The sequence below is a fragment of the Hydrogenophaga sp. 70-12 genome (genome assembly GCF_001897365.1).
Classification (GTDB): domain Bacteria; phylum Pseudomonadota; class Gammaproteobacteria; order Burkholderiales; family Burkholderiaceae_C; genus Hydrogenophaga; species Hydrogenophaga borbori.
Genome location: NZ_MKSS01000022.1, coordinates 1 through 13671 on the forward strand (window position 1 = coordinate 1; position 13671 = coordinate 13671).

Annotated in this window: 13 protein-coding genes; 7 read left to right on the forward strand and 6 right to left on the reverse strand. The window is 71.9% G+C overall.

Going from position 1 to position 13671, the window contains the following annotated elements; all coding sequences use genetic code 11:
- From BGO22_RS01455 to BGO22_RS01475, 5 genes are all read left to right on the forward strand, one after another.
- Nucleotides 1–661: tripartite tricarboxylate transporter substrate-binding protein (locus BGO22_RS01455; RefSeq protein ID WP_286848460.1), on the forward strand; the 661-nt coding region annotated here is incomplete at its 5' end.
- 1 nt (nucleotide 662) lies between these two features.
- Nucleotides 663–2021 (forward strand): aromatic ring-hydroxylating oxygenase subunit alpha, encoded by a 1359-nt coding sequence (locus BGO22_RS01460; protein ID WP_286848461.1) that lies wholly within the window; start codon nucleotides 663–665, stop codon nucleotides 2019–2021.
- 4 nt (nucleotides 2022–2025) lie between these two features.
- On the forward strand, nucleotides 2026–2514 hold the full coding sequence (locus tag BGO22_RS01465) for an aromatic-ring-hydroxylating dioxygenase subunit beta (protein ID WP_286848463.1): 489 nt from the start codon (nucleotides 2026–2028) through the stop codon (nucleotides 2512–2514).
- Nucleotides 2515–2527: 13 nt separating this feature from the next.
- The gene (locus tag BGO22_RS01470) at nucleotides 2528–2845 is read left to right on the forward strand and encodes a non-heme iron oxygenase ferredoxin subunit (protein ID WP_204742319.1); all 318 of its coding nucleotides are present in this window, start codon (nucleotides 2528–2530) and stop codon (nucleotides 2843–2845) included.
- Nucleotides 2842–4035, forward strand: a complete 1194-nt coding sequence (locus BGO22_RS01475; RefSeq protein ID WP_286848465.1) for an FAD-dependent oxidoreductase — start codon at nucleotides 2842–2844, stop codon at nucleotides 4033–4035. The genes BGO22_RS01470 and BGO22_RS01475 overlap by 4 nt, the downstream gene beginning before the upstream one ends.
- A 5-nt stretch (nucleotides 4036–4040) precedes the next feature.
- On the opposite strand, the gene phnE is transcribed toward BGO22_RS01475, so the two are convergent.
- The 4 genes from phnE to senA form a co-directional block, all read right to left on the reverse strand.
- Nucleotides 4041–4817, reverse strand: coding sequence for a phosphonate ABC transporter, permease protein PhnE (phnE, locus tag BGO22_RS01480; RefSeq protein WP_070398742.1), 777 nt, complete (start codon nucleotides 4815–4817; stop codon nucleotides 4041–4043).
- Between the two features lie 95 nt (nucleotides 4818–4912).
- Nucleotides 4913–5752 (reverse strand): PhnE/PtxC family ABC transporter permease, encoded by an 840-nt coding sequence (locus BGO22_RS01485; protein ID WP_286848466.1) that lies wholly within the window; start codon nucleotides 5750–5752, stop codon nucleotides 4913–4915.
- An 8-nt stretch (nucleotides 5753–5760) separates the two neighbouring features.
- Nucleotides 5761–6594 carry a phosphonate ABC transporter ATP-binding protein gene (locus BGO22_RS01490; protein ID WP_204742322.1) on the reverse strand — a complete coding sequence of 278 codons (834 nt, stop codon included), beginning with the start codon at nucleotides 6592–6594 and terminating at the stop codon, nucleotides 5761–5763.
- 73 nt (nucleotides 6595–6667) lie between these two features.
- Nucleotides 6668–7855, reverse strand: a complete 1188-nt coding sequence (gene senA, locus BGO22_RS01495) for a selenoneine synthase SenA (protein WP_286848468.1) — start codon at nucleotides 7853–7855, stop codon at nucleotides 6668–6670.
- A 13-nt stretch (nucleotides 7856–7868) separates the two neighbouring features.
- Between senA and senB the strand changes: the two genes are divergently transcribed.
- Both senB and selD read left to right on the forward strand, forming a co-directional pair.
- Entirely contained in the window at nucleotides 7869–8897 is a 1029-nt protein-coding gene (senB, locus tag BGO22_RS01500) for a selenoneine biosynthesis selenosugar synthase SenB (RefSeq protein ID WP_070398582.1), read from the forward strand.
- Nucleotides 8894–9967 carry a selenide, water dikinase SelD gene (selD, locus tag BGO22_RS01505; RefSeq protein ID WP_070398581.1) on the forward strand — a complete coding sequence of 358 codons (1074 nt, stop codon included), beginning with the start codon at nucleotides 8894–8896 and terminating at the stop codon, nucleotides 9965–9967. The genes senB and selD overlap by 4 nt, the downstream gene beginning before the upstream one ends.
- Before the next feature lie 23 nt (nucleotides 9968–9990).
- Here selD and BGO22_RS01510 read toward each other — a convergent pair whose 3' ends face one another.
- Both BGO22_RS01510 and map read right to left on the reverse strand, forming a co-directional pair.
- Nucleotides 9991–12621 (reverse strand): [protein-PII] uridylyltransferase, encoded by a 2631-nt coding sequence (locus BGO22_RS01510; protein ID WP_070398580.1) that lies wholly within the window; start codon nucleotides 12619–12621, stop codon nucleotides 9991–9993.
- Nucleotides 12622–12633: 12 nt separating this feature from the next.
- A complete protein-coding gene (gene map, locus BGO22_RS01515) occupies nucleotides 12634–13467 on the reverse strand; it encodes a type I methionyl aminopeptidase (protein WP_070398579.1) in 834 nt (277 codons plus the stop codon).
- Nucleotides 13468–13671 lie beyond the last annotated feature (204 nt).

A 13671-nucleotide genomic window follows, 5' to 3' on the forward strand; every position in this document is an offset into this window, starting at 1 on the left:
CATCGCGCGCTTGCCGTACAACGTGGAGCGCGACCTTACCCCGGTGTCCCAACTGTTCCATGCGCCGCTGCTGCTGGTGACCAACCAGCCCGTGGCCAATGCGCAGGAGCTCATCGCGCGAATCAAGGAGAAGCCGGGCAAGTTCGCCTACGCGTCCATCGGCGCCGGCACCTCGACGCACATCGCCGCCGAGCTGCTGTCCCTCCAGGCGGGTCTGGACATGGTCCACGTGCCCTACAAGGGCAGCGCGCCGGCCGTCACCGATCTGGTGGGCAAACAGGTCCAGCTCATGTTCGACGGCGGCACCTCGTCGTTGCCTTTCGTGCGCGAAGGCAAGCTCAATCTGCTGGCGGTGACGACGCCCAAGCGATTCCCCTATCTGCCCGATGTGCCCACCATGGCCGAGGTGGGCTTGAAGGACTACGACGTCACGGCCTGGTGGGGGATCGTTGCGCCCGCCGGCACGCCAAAGGACATCGTGGAGCGGCTGGCGCGGGAGCTCAAGGCGGTCACGGAGGACGCCGCCCTGCGCGAGCAGCTGGCCCCGAACGGCGTCGTGCTGCAGGCCGACGGGCCGCGCGAATTCCGCGAGTTCATCCAGTCCGAGACCGTGCGTTGGCGCGCCTTGCTGAAGAAGACCAAGATCGACCTGGAGAACTGACATGGATCTCCAAGACCGCATCGCTGCCCTGATCGGCGATCGCGCCGACGAGGGGTGGTTCGATGTGCACCGGGACGTCTTCCGTGACCCGGCCATCTTTCAGCTGGAGTTGGAGCACATCTTCGAGGGCACCTGGGTCTTTGTCGGCCTGGAGTCCCAGGTGCCCCGGGCGCACGACTTCCTGACGACCTGGGTGGGCCGAACGCCCGTCGTGGTGACCCGGGCCGGCGATGGGCAACTGCACTGCGTGATCAACAGCTGCCGCCATCGGGGGGCGGCGCTGTTCCAGACCCGGCAGGGCAATCGAAAATTCCACGCCTGCCCCTACCACGGCTGGGTCTACGACTCGGGCGGCAAGTGCATCGACATCAAGGACCAGTCCTCCGGCGGCTACCCGGCGGCGTTTGACTGCCTCGATCACAACCTGGTGCCGGTCGCGCGCTTTGGCAACTACCGCGGGTTCCTGTTCGCCAGCCTGCGGCCGGACGTACCGGACCTGCTCGACCACCTCGGTGATGCGCGGCGGTTCCTGGACCTTGTGGTGGACCAAAGCGAGGAGGGCGTCGAGATCGTTCCCGGCGAGGTGGTCTACACCTACCAGGGCAACTGGAAGATGCAGGTGGAGAACGCCCTGGACCTGTACCACTTCACATCGACCCATCCGTCGTATCTGCAGGTTCTGCAGCAGCGTGGCCGCCGCCGGCAGCGAGACGGCGCGGGCCAATCTGGGGCGGCACAGTCGATCTACGAAAACCTGGGGGCGCAGCGGCAGGCCCAGCGCGGCAGCATGTCCTTCGCGCACGGCCACGTGGCGTACTGGGGTGACAACCCCAATGCCGCGGAGCGGCCGCTGTACGCGGGGTATGAACCCCTCGTGCAGCGGGTGGGCCGGGAGGTGGCCGACTGGATGCTGCGCGTGCGCAACCTGGTGATCTACCCGAACCTGCAGATCGTGGAGAACGCGTCCCTGCAGATGCGGGTGCTGCGGCCGCTGGCGGTGGACCGCACCGAGGTGACGTCCTATTGCCTGGCGCCCCGCAACGAGCCGGCACAGGCGCGCGAGAAACGCATCCGCCAGTACGAGGAGTTCTACAACCCCAGCGGCATGGCGACACCCGACGACGTGGCCGTGTACGAGGCCTGTCAGCGTGGCCATGGTGCCCGCGGCCTGAGCGACCAGCAGGGCTATCTGCGTGGCCTGGGGCTGGGCGCGGTGGCGCCCGGGCAAGGCGCGCGGGAACTGGGCATCGCGCCCGTGAGCGCCATGCAGGGCGGCTACGACCTCGCGGACGAGACCTGCTTTCACGCGGGCTACCGCGAATGGCAGCGGCTGATCCTCAAGGGGGTCGAACATGCATGAGGCCATGGCCGAAGCGCAAAGGCTGATCTACCAGGAGGCGCTGGCGCTCGATGAGCAGCGCTGGACCGATTGGCTGGACGGCCTGCACAGCGAGGCGGTGTTCTGGGTGCCGGCCTGGCGCAGTGACCATGAAACCACCGCGGACCCGCAGCGCGAAGTGTCCTTGATCTACTGCGCTGGGGTGCAGTCCTTGCGGGATCGGGTGGATCGGGTGCGCGGCGGCCGTTCGCCGGCCGGCACGCCCCTGCCGCGCACCGTGCACGCGGTCTCCAATGTCCTGGTGGAAGAAGCCAGCGACACGCTGTTGCGCGCGACATCGGTGTTCACCAGCACGGTCTACGACCTTCGGCGCGGCGAGTCGCACGCCTTCGTGGGGCGCTACGAGCACCGATTCGTGCGGGAGGCCCCGGGCCAAGCCTGGCGCATCGGGCGCAAGCACGTCGTTCTGGTGAACGACCGCATCCCGGGCATGCTCGATTTCTACTCCGTGTGAGGCGGCGATGGTGATGAAGCAATTGGGGCCCGTCGGCGGCTTTGCCCCCGGAACGGTCACGCAGGTATGGGTCGACGACGAGCCGGTGGCCGTCTTTCATCTGGACGACGGCCGCCTCTGCGCGACCAGCGACCAGTGCACGCACGGCAACGGCCTGCTGTCGGACGGATTCCTGTGCGGCAGCGAGATCGAGTGTCCGCTGCACCAGGGGCGGTTCGATGTGGTGACGGGCCGCGCCGTGGGCGTGCCCTGCACGCAAGACGTGCGCACCTTTGCCCTGAGCGTTGAGGACGGCGTGCTGTGGCTGCACACGCAGGAGGCCGCGCCATGAGCGGTGTCTGGGTGGTGGGCACGGGGCTGGCCGGCCACACGCTCGCGCGCGAGCTGCGCAAGTTGCGGCCCGAGGTGGAGATCACCCTGGTCACGCGCGATGCCGGCGACTTCTATTCGAAGCCGGCGCTGTCCAATGCCGTGTCGGCCGGGCTGGCGCCCGAGCAGCTCGTGCAGCGCTCGGCCGAACAGATGGCCGCTCAACTGCAGGTCCGCATCCTGCAGCAGGCCACGGTCGAATCGCTGGACACGGCCGGGCAGCGCCTGTGCATCGACGGCGAATGGCATCGCTACGACCAACTGGTGCTCGCGCTGGGCGCGGACGCGGTGGTGCCGCCCGTGGCGGGCCTGGCGCCTGATGCGCTGCTGCGCCTCAACGACCTCGACGACTACCGGGCGTTGTGGGCTCGCCTGGGCGGCGCGCGCCGGATCGCGGTCCTGGGCGCCGGGCTCATTGGTTGCGAAATCGCCGACGACCTGTCTCGCGCCGGTCACCAGGTGTGCCTGTTCGACCTGGCCGAGCACCCTCTGTCGCGCTTGGTGCCCCGGGAAATCGGGGAGGGCTTGCGCGCCGCCCTGCAAGCGCGGGGAATCGTCTGCCACTTCGGGGCCCCGGTCACGCACGCCCAGGCGCAGGGCGCTGCCTGGTGGCTGTTCACATCGAGGGGCGACAGCACGGTCGCCGATGTCGTGCTGGGCGCGGCGGGGGTGAGGCCCCGCGTTGAACTGGCCCGGCAGGCGGGCCTTTTGACGGACAAGGGCATCGTGGTGGACCGCCGCTTGAAAACCTCCGCCGAGCGGGTGTACGCCTTGGGGGACTGCGCGCAGATCGACGGGCTGCTGCTGCCGTTCGTGATGCCACTGATGCGCTCGGCCAAAGCGCTGGCGCGCACGCTCGCGGGCGATCCCACCGACGTGGTCTTTCCCTGCATGCCGGTGGTGGCGAAGACGCCCTCGTTTCCCGTGGTGGTCGCGCCGGTGGTCGACGGCTCGCCGTTCCGCTGGGAGAAGGCCGGGGAGGGCAGCGGCCACCGCGCCTGGTGCAAGGACGCCAACGATCAGGTCCGGGGCTTCGCGCTGGGGGGCGAGGCGGTCGGTGAGCGGTTCCGCTGGGAGCGCAGCGTTGCGGCCTGGCTCGCGGCGGACGCACCCATCTCCGAGGCCGCGCCGGCCCAGGCGTCAAACCCCTGAGGGGTTCAGCGCGTCATCCACCGCCGCGCCCCATGGCTGGCCGCGTCCACCAGCGCCACCATCAGCAGCATCGCGCCCAGGATGGTGGCCGTCTTGCCCATGTGGAACAGGCCCATGTGAAAGGCCAGCATCTGGCCCAGGCCGCCCGCGCCCACCACGCCCAGCACGGCGGCGGCGCGGATGTTGTTCTCCCAGCGGTAGAGCGTGTAGCTCAGCAGCTGCGGCAGCACCTGCGGCAGCGTGGCGTAGAAGAAGACCCGCGCGCCGCCCACGCCCTGCACGCGCAGCGCGGCGGCCGGGCCGGGCGGGGCGTTTTCGATCGCTTCGGCGAACAGACGGCCCAGCACGCCGGCCGTGTGGAAGGCCAGGGCCAGGGTGCCGGCGAAGGGCCCTAGGCCCGCGCTGATGAGCAGCAGCGCGGCCCACACCAGCTCGGGGATGCTGCGCAGGGCGTTGAGCAGCAACCGCGTTGGGCCGCGAGCCCAGGACGCGCCACCGTCCCCGCGCCGGCTGGCCGGCAGCGCGAGCGCCAGGCCCGCCACCGCCGCCAGGCCCGTGCCCAGGGCCGACATGGCCAGCGTTTCCCAGGTGCCCTGGACCACGCGGCGCAGGAACTCGGGTGAGGTGTCGGGCGGGAAGAACTCGCCGAGGAAACGGCCCATGCTGCGCGCCGCGTCCAGCGACAGGAATTCGCGCCACTGCAGGTCGAGCGACCAGAAGCTGGCGACGACCAGCGCCGCCAGCGCCAGCAAAAACCACAGGGCCTTGCTGTGCCAGCCCAGGAGCGCGGACGACCCAGGGGCGCCGGGGAGCCGGCTTTGCCGGGCCCCAGGTGCCGCCCCCTTGAGGGGGTCGCGGGAAGCGCGGCGGGGGTGTTTCAACCCAGTGCCTTTCGCAGTCCCGCGCTCACGCGGTCGGCCAGCCCCACCAGCAGCATGAAGACCAGCAGCATGGTGGCCACCTCGCCGCCGTTGAACATCTTCATGGAGTTGTCGAGCTGCTGTCCCAGGCCGCCCGCGCCCACGAAGCCCAGCACCACCGAGGATCGGATGGCGCATTCCCAGCGGTAGACGGTGTAGCTGGTGAGCTCGGCCGCGTTGGTGGGCAGCAGGCCGTAGCAGAAGGCCTGCAGGCGCGAGGCGCCGTTGCGCAGCAGGGTCTGCGTGGCGTGGGCTTCGCCGCTTTCCAGGATCTCGCCGTAGACCTTGCCGAGCATGCCGCCGTAGGTGAGGGCGATGGCCAGCACGCCGGCGGTGGGCCCCAGGCCCACCACGCGCACGAAGACCAGGGCCCAGACCAGCTCGGGGACGCTGCGCAGCACGATCAGCAGCCAGCGCACCGCCTGGCGCCCCACCCAGGGCCCGCGCGCCATGCGCCCCGACAGGGCGGACAGCGAGAGCACGCGGGTGGCGGCGAGCGTGAGCGGCGCGGCGATCAACAGGGCCAGCGCCATGCCGGCGGTGGCGATGGCCACGGTGCGCCAGGTCTCGCGCGCCACCAGCGCGAGGAAGTCGCCGTCCAGTGTGGGCGGCAGAAAGCTGCCGAGGAACTGCGCCGAGACCCGCAGGTTGCGGGGCTCGAACAGCACCCAGGGCCGGAACTCGGTGGCCACGCCCAGCGGCCACAGCAGCACCAGCGCGGCGCCGATCCAGAACACCCGGGTCAGCCAGGCCGGGTCGCGGGTGGGGGCGGCGCGGGGCGCCGTGGCGGTGTTCATCGCAGGCTTCAGCGGCACATCAACACGGGTGGCACGGCCGCCTCGGGCTCGGGCGATGGGTTCGCGGGCGCGCCGCCTTGCAGCTCGTGCTCGAACCGGTCGTACAGGCCCGCCAGGCGCTCGCGCGTGACCTCGGCCGCGGGCAGGTCGAAGGCCAGGCGGCCGTCGCGCAGGCCCACGATGCGCGGGAAATGCGCCAGCGCCACGTCCACCTGGTGCAGGGTGGCCACCAGCGTGGCGCGGCGCTCGCGCGCGCCCTCGACGAGGGTGTGGATGGCCTGGCGCGCGCGCGTCGGGTCGAGGGCCGAGAGCGGTTCGTCCACCAGCCAGGCCGTGGCCGGCGCCAGCAGGGTGCGCGCCAGGCCCACGCGCTGGCGCTCGCCGCCGGAGAGGCGGTCCACGCGCTCGAAGAGCTTGTCGCCCAGGTCGAAGCGCTCCAGCGCGGCGAAGGCGGCGGGGATGTCGGACGGGTGCAGCAGCGAACGCAGGCTGGCCCACAGGCCCATGGCGGGCAGCCGGCCCGCCAGCACGGCCGTGACCACGCGCTGGCGCGGCGGCAGCGGCGGGACCTGCGGCGCGAGCAGGAGGCGCCCGCGCAGACGGCGCAGCTCGGCGCGTGGCAGCGACCAGGGATCGGCGCCATCGAGCCGCAGGGCCCCTTCGCTGGGCGGCATGGCGCAGGCCATGAGCTGCAGCAGCGTGGTCTTGCCAGCGCCCGACGGGCCGATCACCGCGAGTTGTTCGCCCGCGGCCACGCGCAGGCTCAGGCCCTGCACGGCGGCGGGCTGGGCGGCGCGCGCGGCGGGGTGGCGCGCGCTGAGCTGTTCGAGGGCGATCTGCAAGACGACTGGCTCCGGTGCGGGGGCGAAGCCCGGATTAGACCGCGAACGCCCCACCCGGCCGCGGGGGCGGTGTTCAGCGCGGGGCCGGCAGCGCCACGCTGCGAAAGCCCGCCAGGATGTCGGTGCGCGGCGCGCCGAAGAAATTGCGGTAGCGCGGGTGGCGCATCTGCGGCGCGGTGGCCCAGCTCGCGCCCTTGAGCACGGGCCGGCCGTCGAACCAGGGCTGGGAGTAGTCGCGGTAGGGGTGCGGCTCGAAGCCCGGGTGCGGGGCGAAGGCGCTGGCGGTCCACTCCCAGACCTGGCCCCAGGCGAAGCCGGGCGCGCTGAGCGCCGCGCGCTCCCACTCGGCTTCGCTGGGCAGGCGCCGGCCGGCCCAGGCGCACCAGGCCTGTGCTTCGGTGGCGCTGACGTGGCAGACCGGGGCCCGCGGGTCCAGGGCCCGCCAGCGGCCCTGGGCGCGCTGCCACCAGCCGCCGGCCTCGCGTTGGAGGAAACGCGGCACGGGCACGGCGCCGGCCTCGACGGCGGGCAGGTAGCGCGCCCAGTTCACTGGGGCCGCATCGATGTCGACGGCGGCGAGCTCGACCGTCTGGCCTGGCAACTCGTTGTCGAAGGCGAAGCCCGGGCCGTGCCAGCCCAGGGTCCAGGGACCGGCCGGCAGGCGCAGCGTGCCTTCGCACGCGGCCAGCGGCGGCGCGGTCTCGCCCGGGTCGATGTCCAGCACCTGGGCCATGTACACCCAGGCCTCGCCGTGCATGTCCTCGTGGAAGAGGGCCAGGCGAAAGGCGTACAGGCCGTCGTCGGTTTCGGGCGCGTGCGCCAGCAGGGCCAGGGTGTCGTCCAGGCTGGCCTGCAGGTCGGCGCGGGTAGCGGCCAGGTCGGGCAGGGGCAGCGACCATCGGGTGTCGTGCGGCACCGCGCTGCTGTCGTAGAGCGCGTCGGCGTCGAGGCCGCGCATGGCCTGGCGCGCCGGAGCCAGCGGCGCCGTGGGGTCGGCGCGCGCGCCGCGCTCGCGTTGCGGTGCGGGCTGGCGCGCGATCCAGCGGTCGGCGAACCAGCCGAGGTGGCCCAGCTCCCACAGCGGCGGGTTGAGTTCGGGCGACCGCGGCACGCGCAGGCGGGGGCCCAGCGCGGCCTCGTAGGCCTGGGCCAGGCGCAGGGTGCGCGCGCGCGTGCGGCGCAGCAGGGCGGCCAGCGTTTCCCGACCGCCCCGGCGGGCCTGCTCGGCCGCCGCGCCGGGGGCGTCGCCGGGCTCCGACACAATCCCTTGTTCGATGGCCACCATCCACAAACCCCTGTTGTGCCTTGTCACGCCGGCGCTGGCCGACGCGAACAACGGCAATTGGCAGACCGCGCGGCGCTGGGCGCGCCTGCTGGCGGGGCATTATCGGGTGGTGGTCGTGCGCGAATGGCCCGAGGCCACGCTGCACGAGACGCCGGCGGTGCTGATCGCGCTGCACGCTCGGCGCTCGGCGGCGTCCATCGCGGCCTGGGCAAGGGCGCATCCGCTCGTGCCCCTGGTGGTGGTGCTGACGGGCACCGACCTGTACCGCGACATCCAGGGCGACGCCGACGCCCGCCGCTCGCTGGCACTCGCGCACCGCCTGGTGGTGCTGCAGGAGCGCGGGCCGCTGGCGCTGCCGCCGCCGCTGCGCGAGCGCTGCCGGGTGGTGTTCCAGTCCGGGCCCGCGCGCGCGCCCCTGCCCAAGCCCCGCCGCTTCCTGCGCGCGCTGATGGTGGGCCACCTGCGCGAAGAGAAATCGCCGCAGACGCTGTTCGAGGCGGCGCGGCTGATCGCCCCGGGCGAAGGCATCCGCATCGACCACATCGGCGAGGCCCTGGACCCCGCGCTCGGCGCGGCCGCGCGGGCCACCGCCGCGGCCTGCCCGCACTACCGCTGGCTGGGCCCGCTGCCGCACGCCGAGGTGCTGCGCCGCCTGCAGCGCGCGCACGTGCTGGTGCACGCCAGCCGACTGGAGGGCGGCGCGCACGCCGTGCTGGAGGCGGTGCGCGGCGGCACGCCGGTGCTGGCCTCGCGCATCGACGGCAACCTCGGCATGCTCGGCGAGGCCTATGGCGGCTACTTTCCGGTGGGCGATGCGCCCGCCCTGGTGGCCCTGCTGCGCGGATGCCGTGCGGACATGGCCGCGCCCGATGGCAGGCTCGCGCGCCTGGCCGCACAATGCGCCGCACGCGCGCCGCTGTTCGAGCCCGAGGCCGAACGCCAGGCGCTGCTGGCCCTGTTGAACGACGTCCGCCCGCGCGAGCCCGCGCCGGCCACCGAACCGGAGACCCCTTCGTGAACGCCCCCATCCCCACCGCCGCCGCCCAACCCCGCCTCACCAGCCTGTCGCATGGCGGCGGCTGCGGCTGCAAGATCGCCCCCGGCGTGCTCAGCGACATCCTCAAGGGCAGCACCGGCATGCCCATGCCCAAGGAGTTGCTGGTGGGCATCGAAACCGCCGACGACGCGGCCGTCTACCGCCTCAACGACGAGCAGGCGCTGATCGCCACCACCGACTTCTTCATGCCCATCGTGGACGACCCCTACGAGTTCGGGCGCATCGCGGCCACCAACGCCATCAGCGACGTCTACGCCATGGGCGGCACGCCCATCATGGCGCTGGCGCTGGTGGGCATGCCCATCAGCGTGCTGAGCACCGAGACCATCGGCCGCATCCTGCAGGGCGGGCAGGACGTGTGCCGCGCCGCCGGCATCCCCATCGCGGGCGGCCACACCATCGATTCGGTGGAGCCCATCTACGGCCTGGTGGCCATGGGCCTGGTGCACCCGGCGCGGGTCAAGCGCAACGCCGACGCCCAGGCTGGCGACCGCCTGGTGCTGGGCAAGCCGCTGGGCGTGGGTGTGCTGTCGGCCGCGCTCAAGAAGGAGCGGCTCGATCCGGCCGGCTATGCCGCCATGATCGACACCACCACCCGCCTGAACACGCCAGGCCCCGACCTGGCCAAGCTGCCCGGCGTGCACGCCCTGACCGACGTGACCGGCTTCGGCCTCGCGGGCCACGCGATGGAGATGGCGCGCGGCGCGAACAAGACCGTGCGCCTGGACTGGTCGCGCGTGCCGCTGATCCCCGGCGTGCGCGAGCTGGCGGGCGCCGGCATGGTGACGGGCGCCTCGGGCCGCAACTGGGCGGCCTATGGGCACGAGGTGCGCCTGGGCGCGGGCCTGCAGTCGGTCGATCAGGCCTTGCTGAGCGACCCCCAGACCAGCGGCGGCCTGCTGGTGGCCTGCGAGGCCGCCAGCGTGGACGAGGTGCTGGCCACCTTCCGCCGCCATGGCTTCGAGCAGGCGGCCGAGATCGGCGAGGTGCTGGACGCCACCGGCGATGGCGCGCGCCTGCGGGTGGATTGAGGCCGGGGGCGCGGCCGGCGCCCTCAATGGCCTTCGAGCGTTTCCAGCAGCTCCGTCTCGATCTGGATCTGCCGCTTGTTCACCTGCAGCTCGGGCCCGCTGATGAGGAAGGTGTCCTCCACGCGTTCGCCCAGGGTGGTGATCTTGGCCAGTTGCACGCTGATCTCGTGGCGCGCCAGCACGCGCGAGATGCCGTAGAGCAGGCCCGCGCGGTCGCTGGCCGACACCGACAGCAGCCAGCGCTGGGCCTTCTCGTCGGGCCGCAGGTCCACGCGCGGCGTGATCGGAAAGCTCTTCACGCGCCGCGACAGCCGGCCCTTGGTGGGGGGCGGCAGCGGGCCGCGCTCGTCGATGACCTGCGGCAGCCGGGCCTCGACCATGGCCACCAGTTCGCGGTAGTGCTCGGCCATCTCGGGCACGATGACCTGGAAGGTGTCCAGGGCGTGGCCGGTCAGGGTGGTGTGCACGCGCGCGTCCAGGATGCTGAACTGCGACATGTCGAAGTAGCCGCAGATGCGCGCGAACAGGTCGGCCTGGTCGGCCGCGTACACCAGCACCTGCAGGCCTTCGCCGGCCGGTGAGAGGCGCGCGCGCACGATGGCGCGGCTCGGGTCGCGCCCGGGCTTGGCGAGCTCGCGCGTGAGCACCCGCGTGTGCCAGGCGATCTCGTCGGCCTGGTGGCGCATGAAGTAGCTCACGTCCAGCGTGTCCCACAGGGCCTTGTGCGCGTTGTGGGGCAGGGCGTGCAGCGCGAGCATCTGCAGCGCCTCGCGCTTGCGGCCTTCGATCTCGGCGCCCGGGTCGGGCGCGCGCCCGCCCAGCACGCGCAGCGTGTAGCGGTACAGGTCTTCCAGCAGCTTGCCCTTCCAGGCGTTCCACACCTTGGGGCTGGTGCCGCGGATGTCGGCCACGGTGAGCAGGTACAGCGCCGTGAGGCGGCGCTCGTCGCCCACGCGCTGCGCGAAGGCGGCGATGACGTCGGGGTCGGACAGGTCGGCCTTCTGCGCCAGCCGGCTCATGGTGAGGTGCTCGGCCACCAGGAATTCGATGAGGCGCGTGTCCTCGCGCGGGATGCCGTGCTGGCGGCAGAAGCTGCGCACGTCGCGCGCGCCGAGCTCGGAGTGGTCGCCGCCGCGGCCCTTGGCGATGTCGTGGAAGAGGGCGGCGATGTAGAGCAGCCAGGGCTTGTCCCAGCCGGCCGCGAGCTGCGAGCAGAAGGGGTACTCGTGCGAGTGCTCGGGGATGAAGAAGCGGCGCATGTTGCGCAGCACCATCAGGATGTGCTGGTCCACGGTGTAGACGTGGAACAGGTCGTGCTGCATCTGCCCCACGATGTGGCGGAACACCCAGAGGTAGCGGCCCAGCACCGAGGTCTGGTTCATCAGCCGCATGGCGTGCGTGATGCCCTGCGGCTCCATCAGGATGCGCAGGAACAGGGCGCGATTGGCCGGGTCGGCGCGGAACTTCGCGTTCATCACGGGGCGCGCGTTGTACAGCGCGCGCAGGGTGCGCGCCGACAGGCCCTTGATGCCGACCGTGGTCTGGTAAATGTGGAAGGTCTCGAGGATGGCGTGCGGCTGCTGGAAGTAGAGGTTGTCGCTGGCCACCTCCAGCATGCCGGCCTTGTCGAAGAAGCGCTCGTTGATGGGGCGCAGGCGCATCACGCCGGGCTCGGTGTCGCCCAGGCGCTCCTCGATGTTGAGCAGCAGGATCTGGTTGAGCTGCGCCACCGCCTTGGCCGCCCAGTAGTAGCGCTTCATCAGCGCCTCGCTGGCGCGGCGCGTGCCGCGCGGGTTGGTTTCGCCGGGTGCGGGCAGCTGGGGCTTGAAGCCGAAGGTCTCGGCCACGGCGGTCTGCAGGTCGAAGACCAGGCGGTCCTCGCGGCGGTGGGCGAGCAGGTGCAGGCGCGCGCGGATCAGGCTCAGCAGGGCCTCGTTGGCCTTGATCTGGCGCGCCTCCAGCGGCGTGGCCAGGCCGCGGCGGGCGAGCTCGTCCCAGCTGCGGCCCAGGCCGGCGGCTTTCGCCACCCAGAGGATCATCTGCAGGTCGCGCAGGCCGCCGGGCGATTCCTTGCAGTTGGGCTCCAGCGCGTAGGGCGTGTTCTCGAACTTGTGGTGGCGCTGTCGCATCTCCAGCGTCTTGGCCACGAAGAAGGCCTTGGGGTCCATGGCCTCGCCCAGGCGGGCCACCAGGCGCCGGAAGCCCTCCTGGTGACCGGCGATGAGCCGGCACTCGAGCAGCGAGGTCTGGACGGTCACGTCCTTCTCGGCTTCGGTGGCGCACTCGTCGACGGTGCGCACGCTGGAGCCGATCTCCAGGCCGAGGTCCCAGCAGGCACCGATGAAGCCTTCGATGCGGGCCTTGAGGGCGTCGTCGGCGTCGGGCTCGCAGCCCTCGGGCAGCAGCACCAGCACGTCGACGTCGGAATGCGGGAACAGCTCGCCGCGCCCATAGCCGCCCACGGCCACCAGGGCGAAGCGCGGGCCGAAGCCGGCGCGCTGCCACAGGGTGCGCAGGGTCTGGTCGGTCAGGCGGGCGAGCTGGTGCAGGGCCCGGCGCACGCCGCGGGTGGAGGCCCCGGTCTGCAGCAGGGCGGCGAATACCGCCTGCTTGTGCTCGCGGTACTGCTGGCGCAGGCTGGCCAGGTCGTCCACCGGGACGCCCCTTCAGGCCGCGACGCTGGCCGGGGCCGGGTTCACGAAGGCCGGCGGCGCGATGTTGCCGGCCGACCAGGTGAGCACCTCGTAGCCGGTCTCGGTGACCAGCACGGTGTGCTCCCACTGGGCCGAGAGCGAGCGGTCGCGCGTGACGATGGTCCAGCCATCGCCCAGTTCCTTGATCTCGCGCCGGCCGGCGTTGATCATGGGCTCGATGGTGAAGGTCATGCCGGGCCTGAGCTCTTCCAGCGTGCCCGGGCGGCCGTAGTGCAGCACCTGGGGTTCTTCGTGGAAGCGCTGGCCGATGCCGTGGCCGCAGAACTCGCGCACCACGCTGAAGCCGTTGCCTTCGGCGTAGGTCTGGATGGCGTGGCCAATGTCGCCCAGGCGCGCGCCCGGGCGCACCAGCACGATGCCCTTCCACATGGCCTCGAAGGTCACCTGGCACAGGCGGCGGGCCTGGAGGGAGCAGGCGGCCTCGCCGCCGATCAGGAACATGCGGCTGTTGTCGCCGTACCAGCCCTCGGGCGTGATGACGGTGACATCCACGTTGAGGATGTCGCCCTTCTTGAGCGGCTTTTCGTTCGGGATGCCGTGGCAGACCACCTGGTTGATGGAGGTGCACAGGTGGCCGGGGTAGGGCGGGTAGCCGCTGGGCTGGTAGCCGATGGTGGCCGAGCGGGTGCCCTGCTGCTTCATGTAGTCGGCCGCCAGGCGGTCGATCTCGAGCGTGGTCATGCCGGGCTGGATCAGCGGCGTGAGGTAGTCCAGCACTTCGGAGGCGAGGCGGCAGGCGGTGCGCATGCCCTCGATGCCGGCGGCGTCCTTGTAGGTGATGCTCATGGGGCGCGATTATCCCACCGGACCCCGCCCGCACACGCCCCGCCGGGCCAATCGCCATGGGGGCGGCGGGTAGAATTCGAGGCTTCCCAACGCCTTAGCCAACCACTTCGCTTCGCGCGACCCGCACCGCTTGCCGGGGTCGAACCAAGAGGCACCACGGAACCGGCTTTGCCGGGCCGCAGGTGCCGCCCCCTGGAGGGGGGC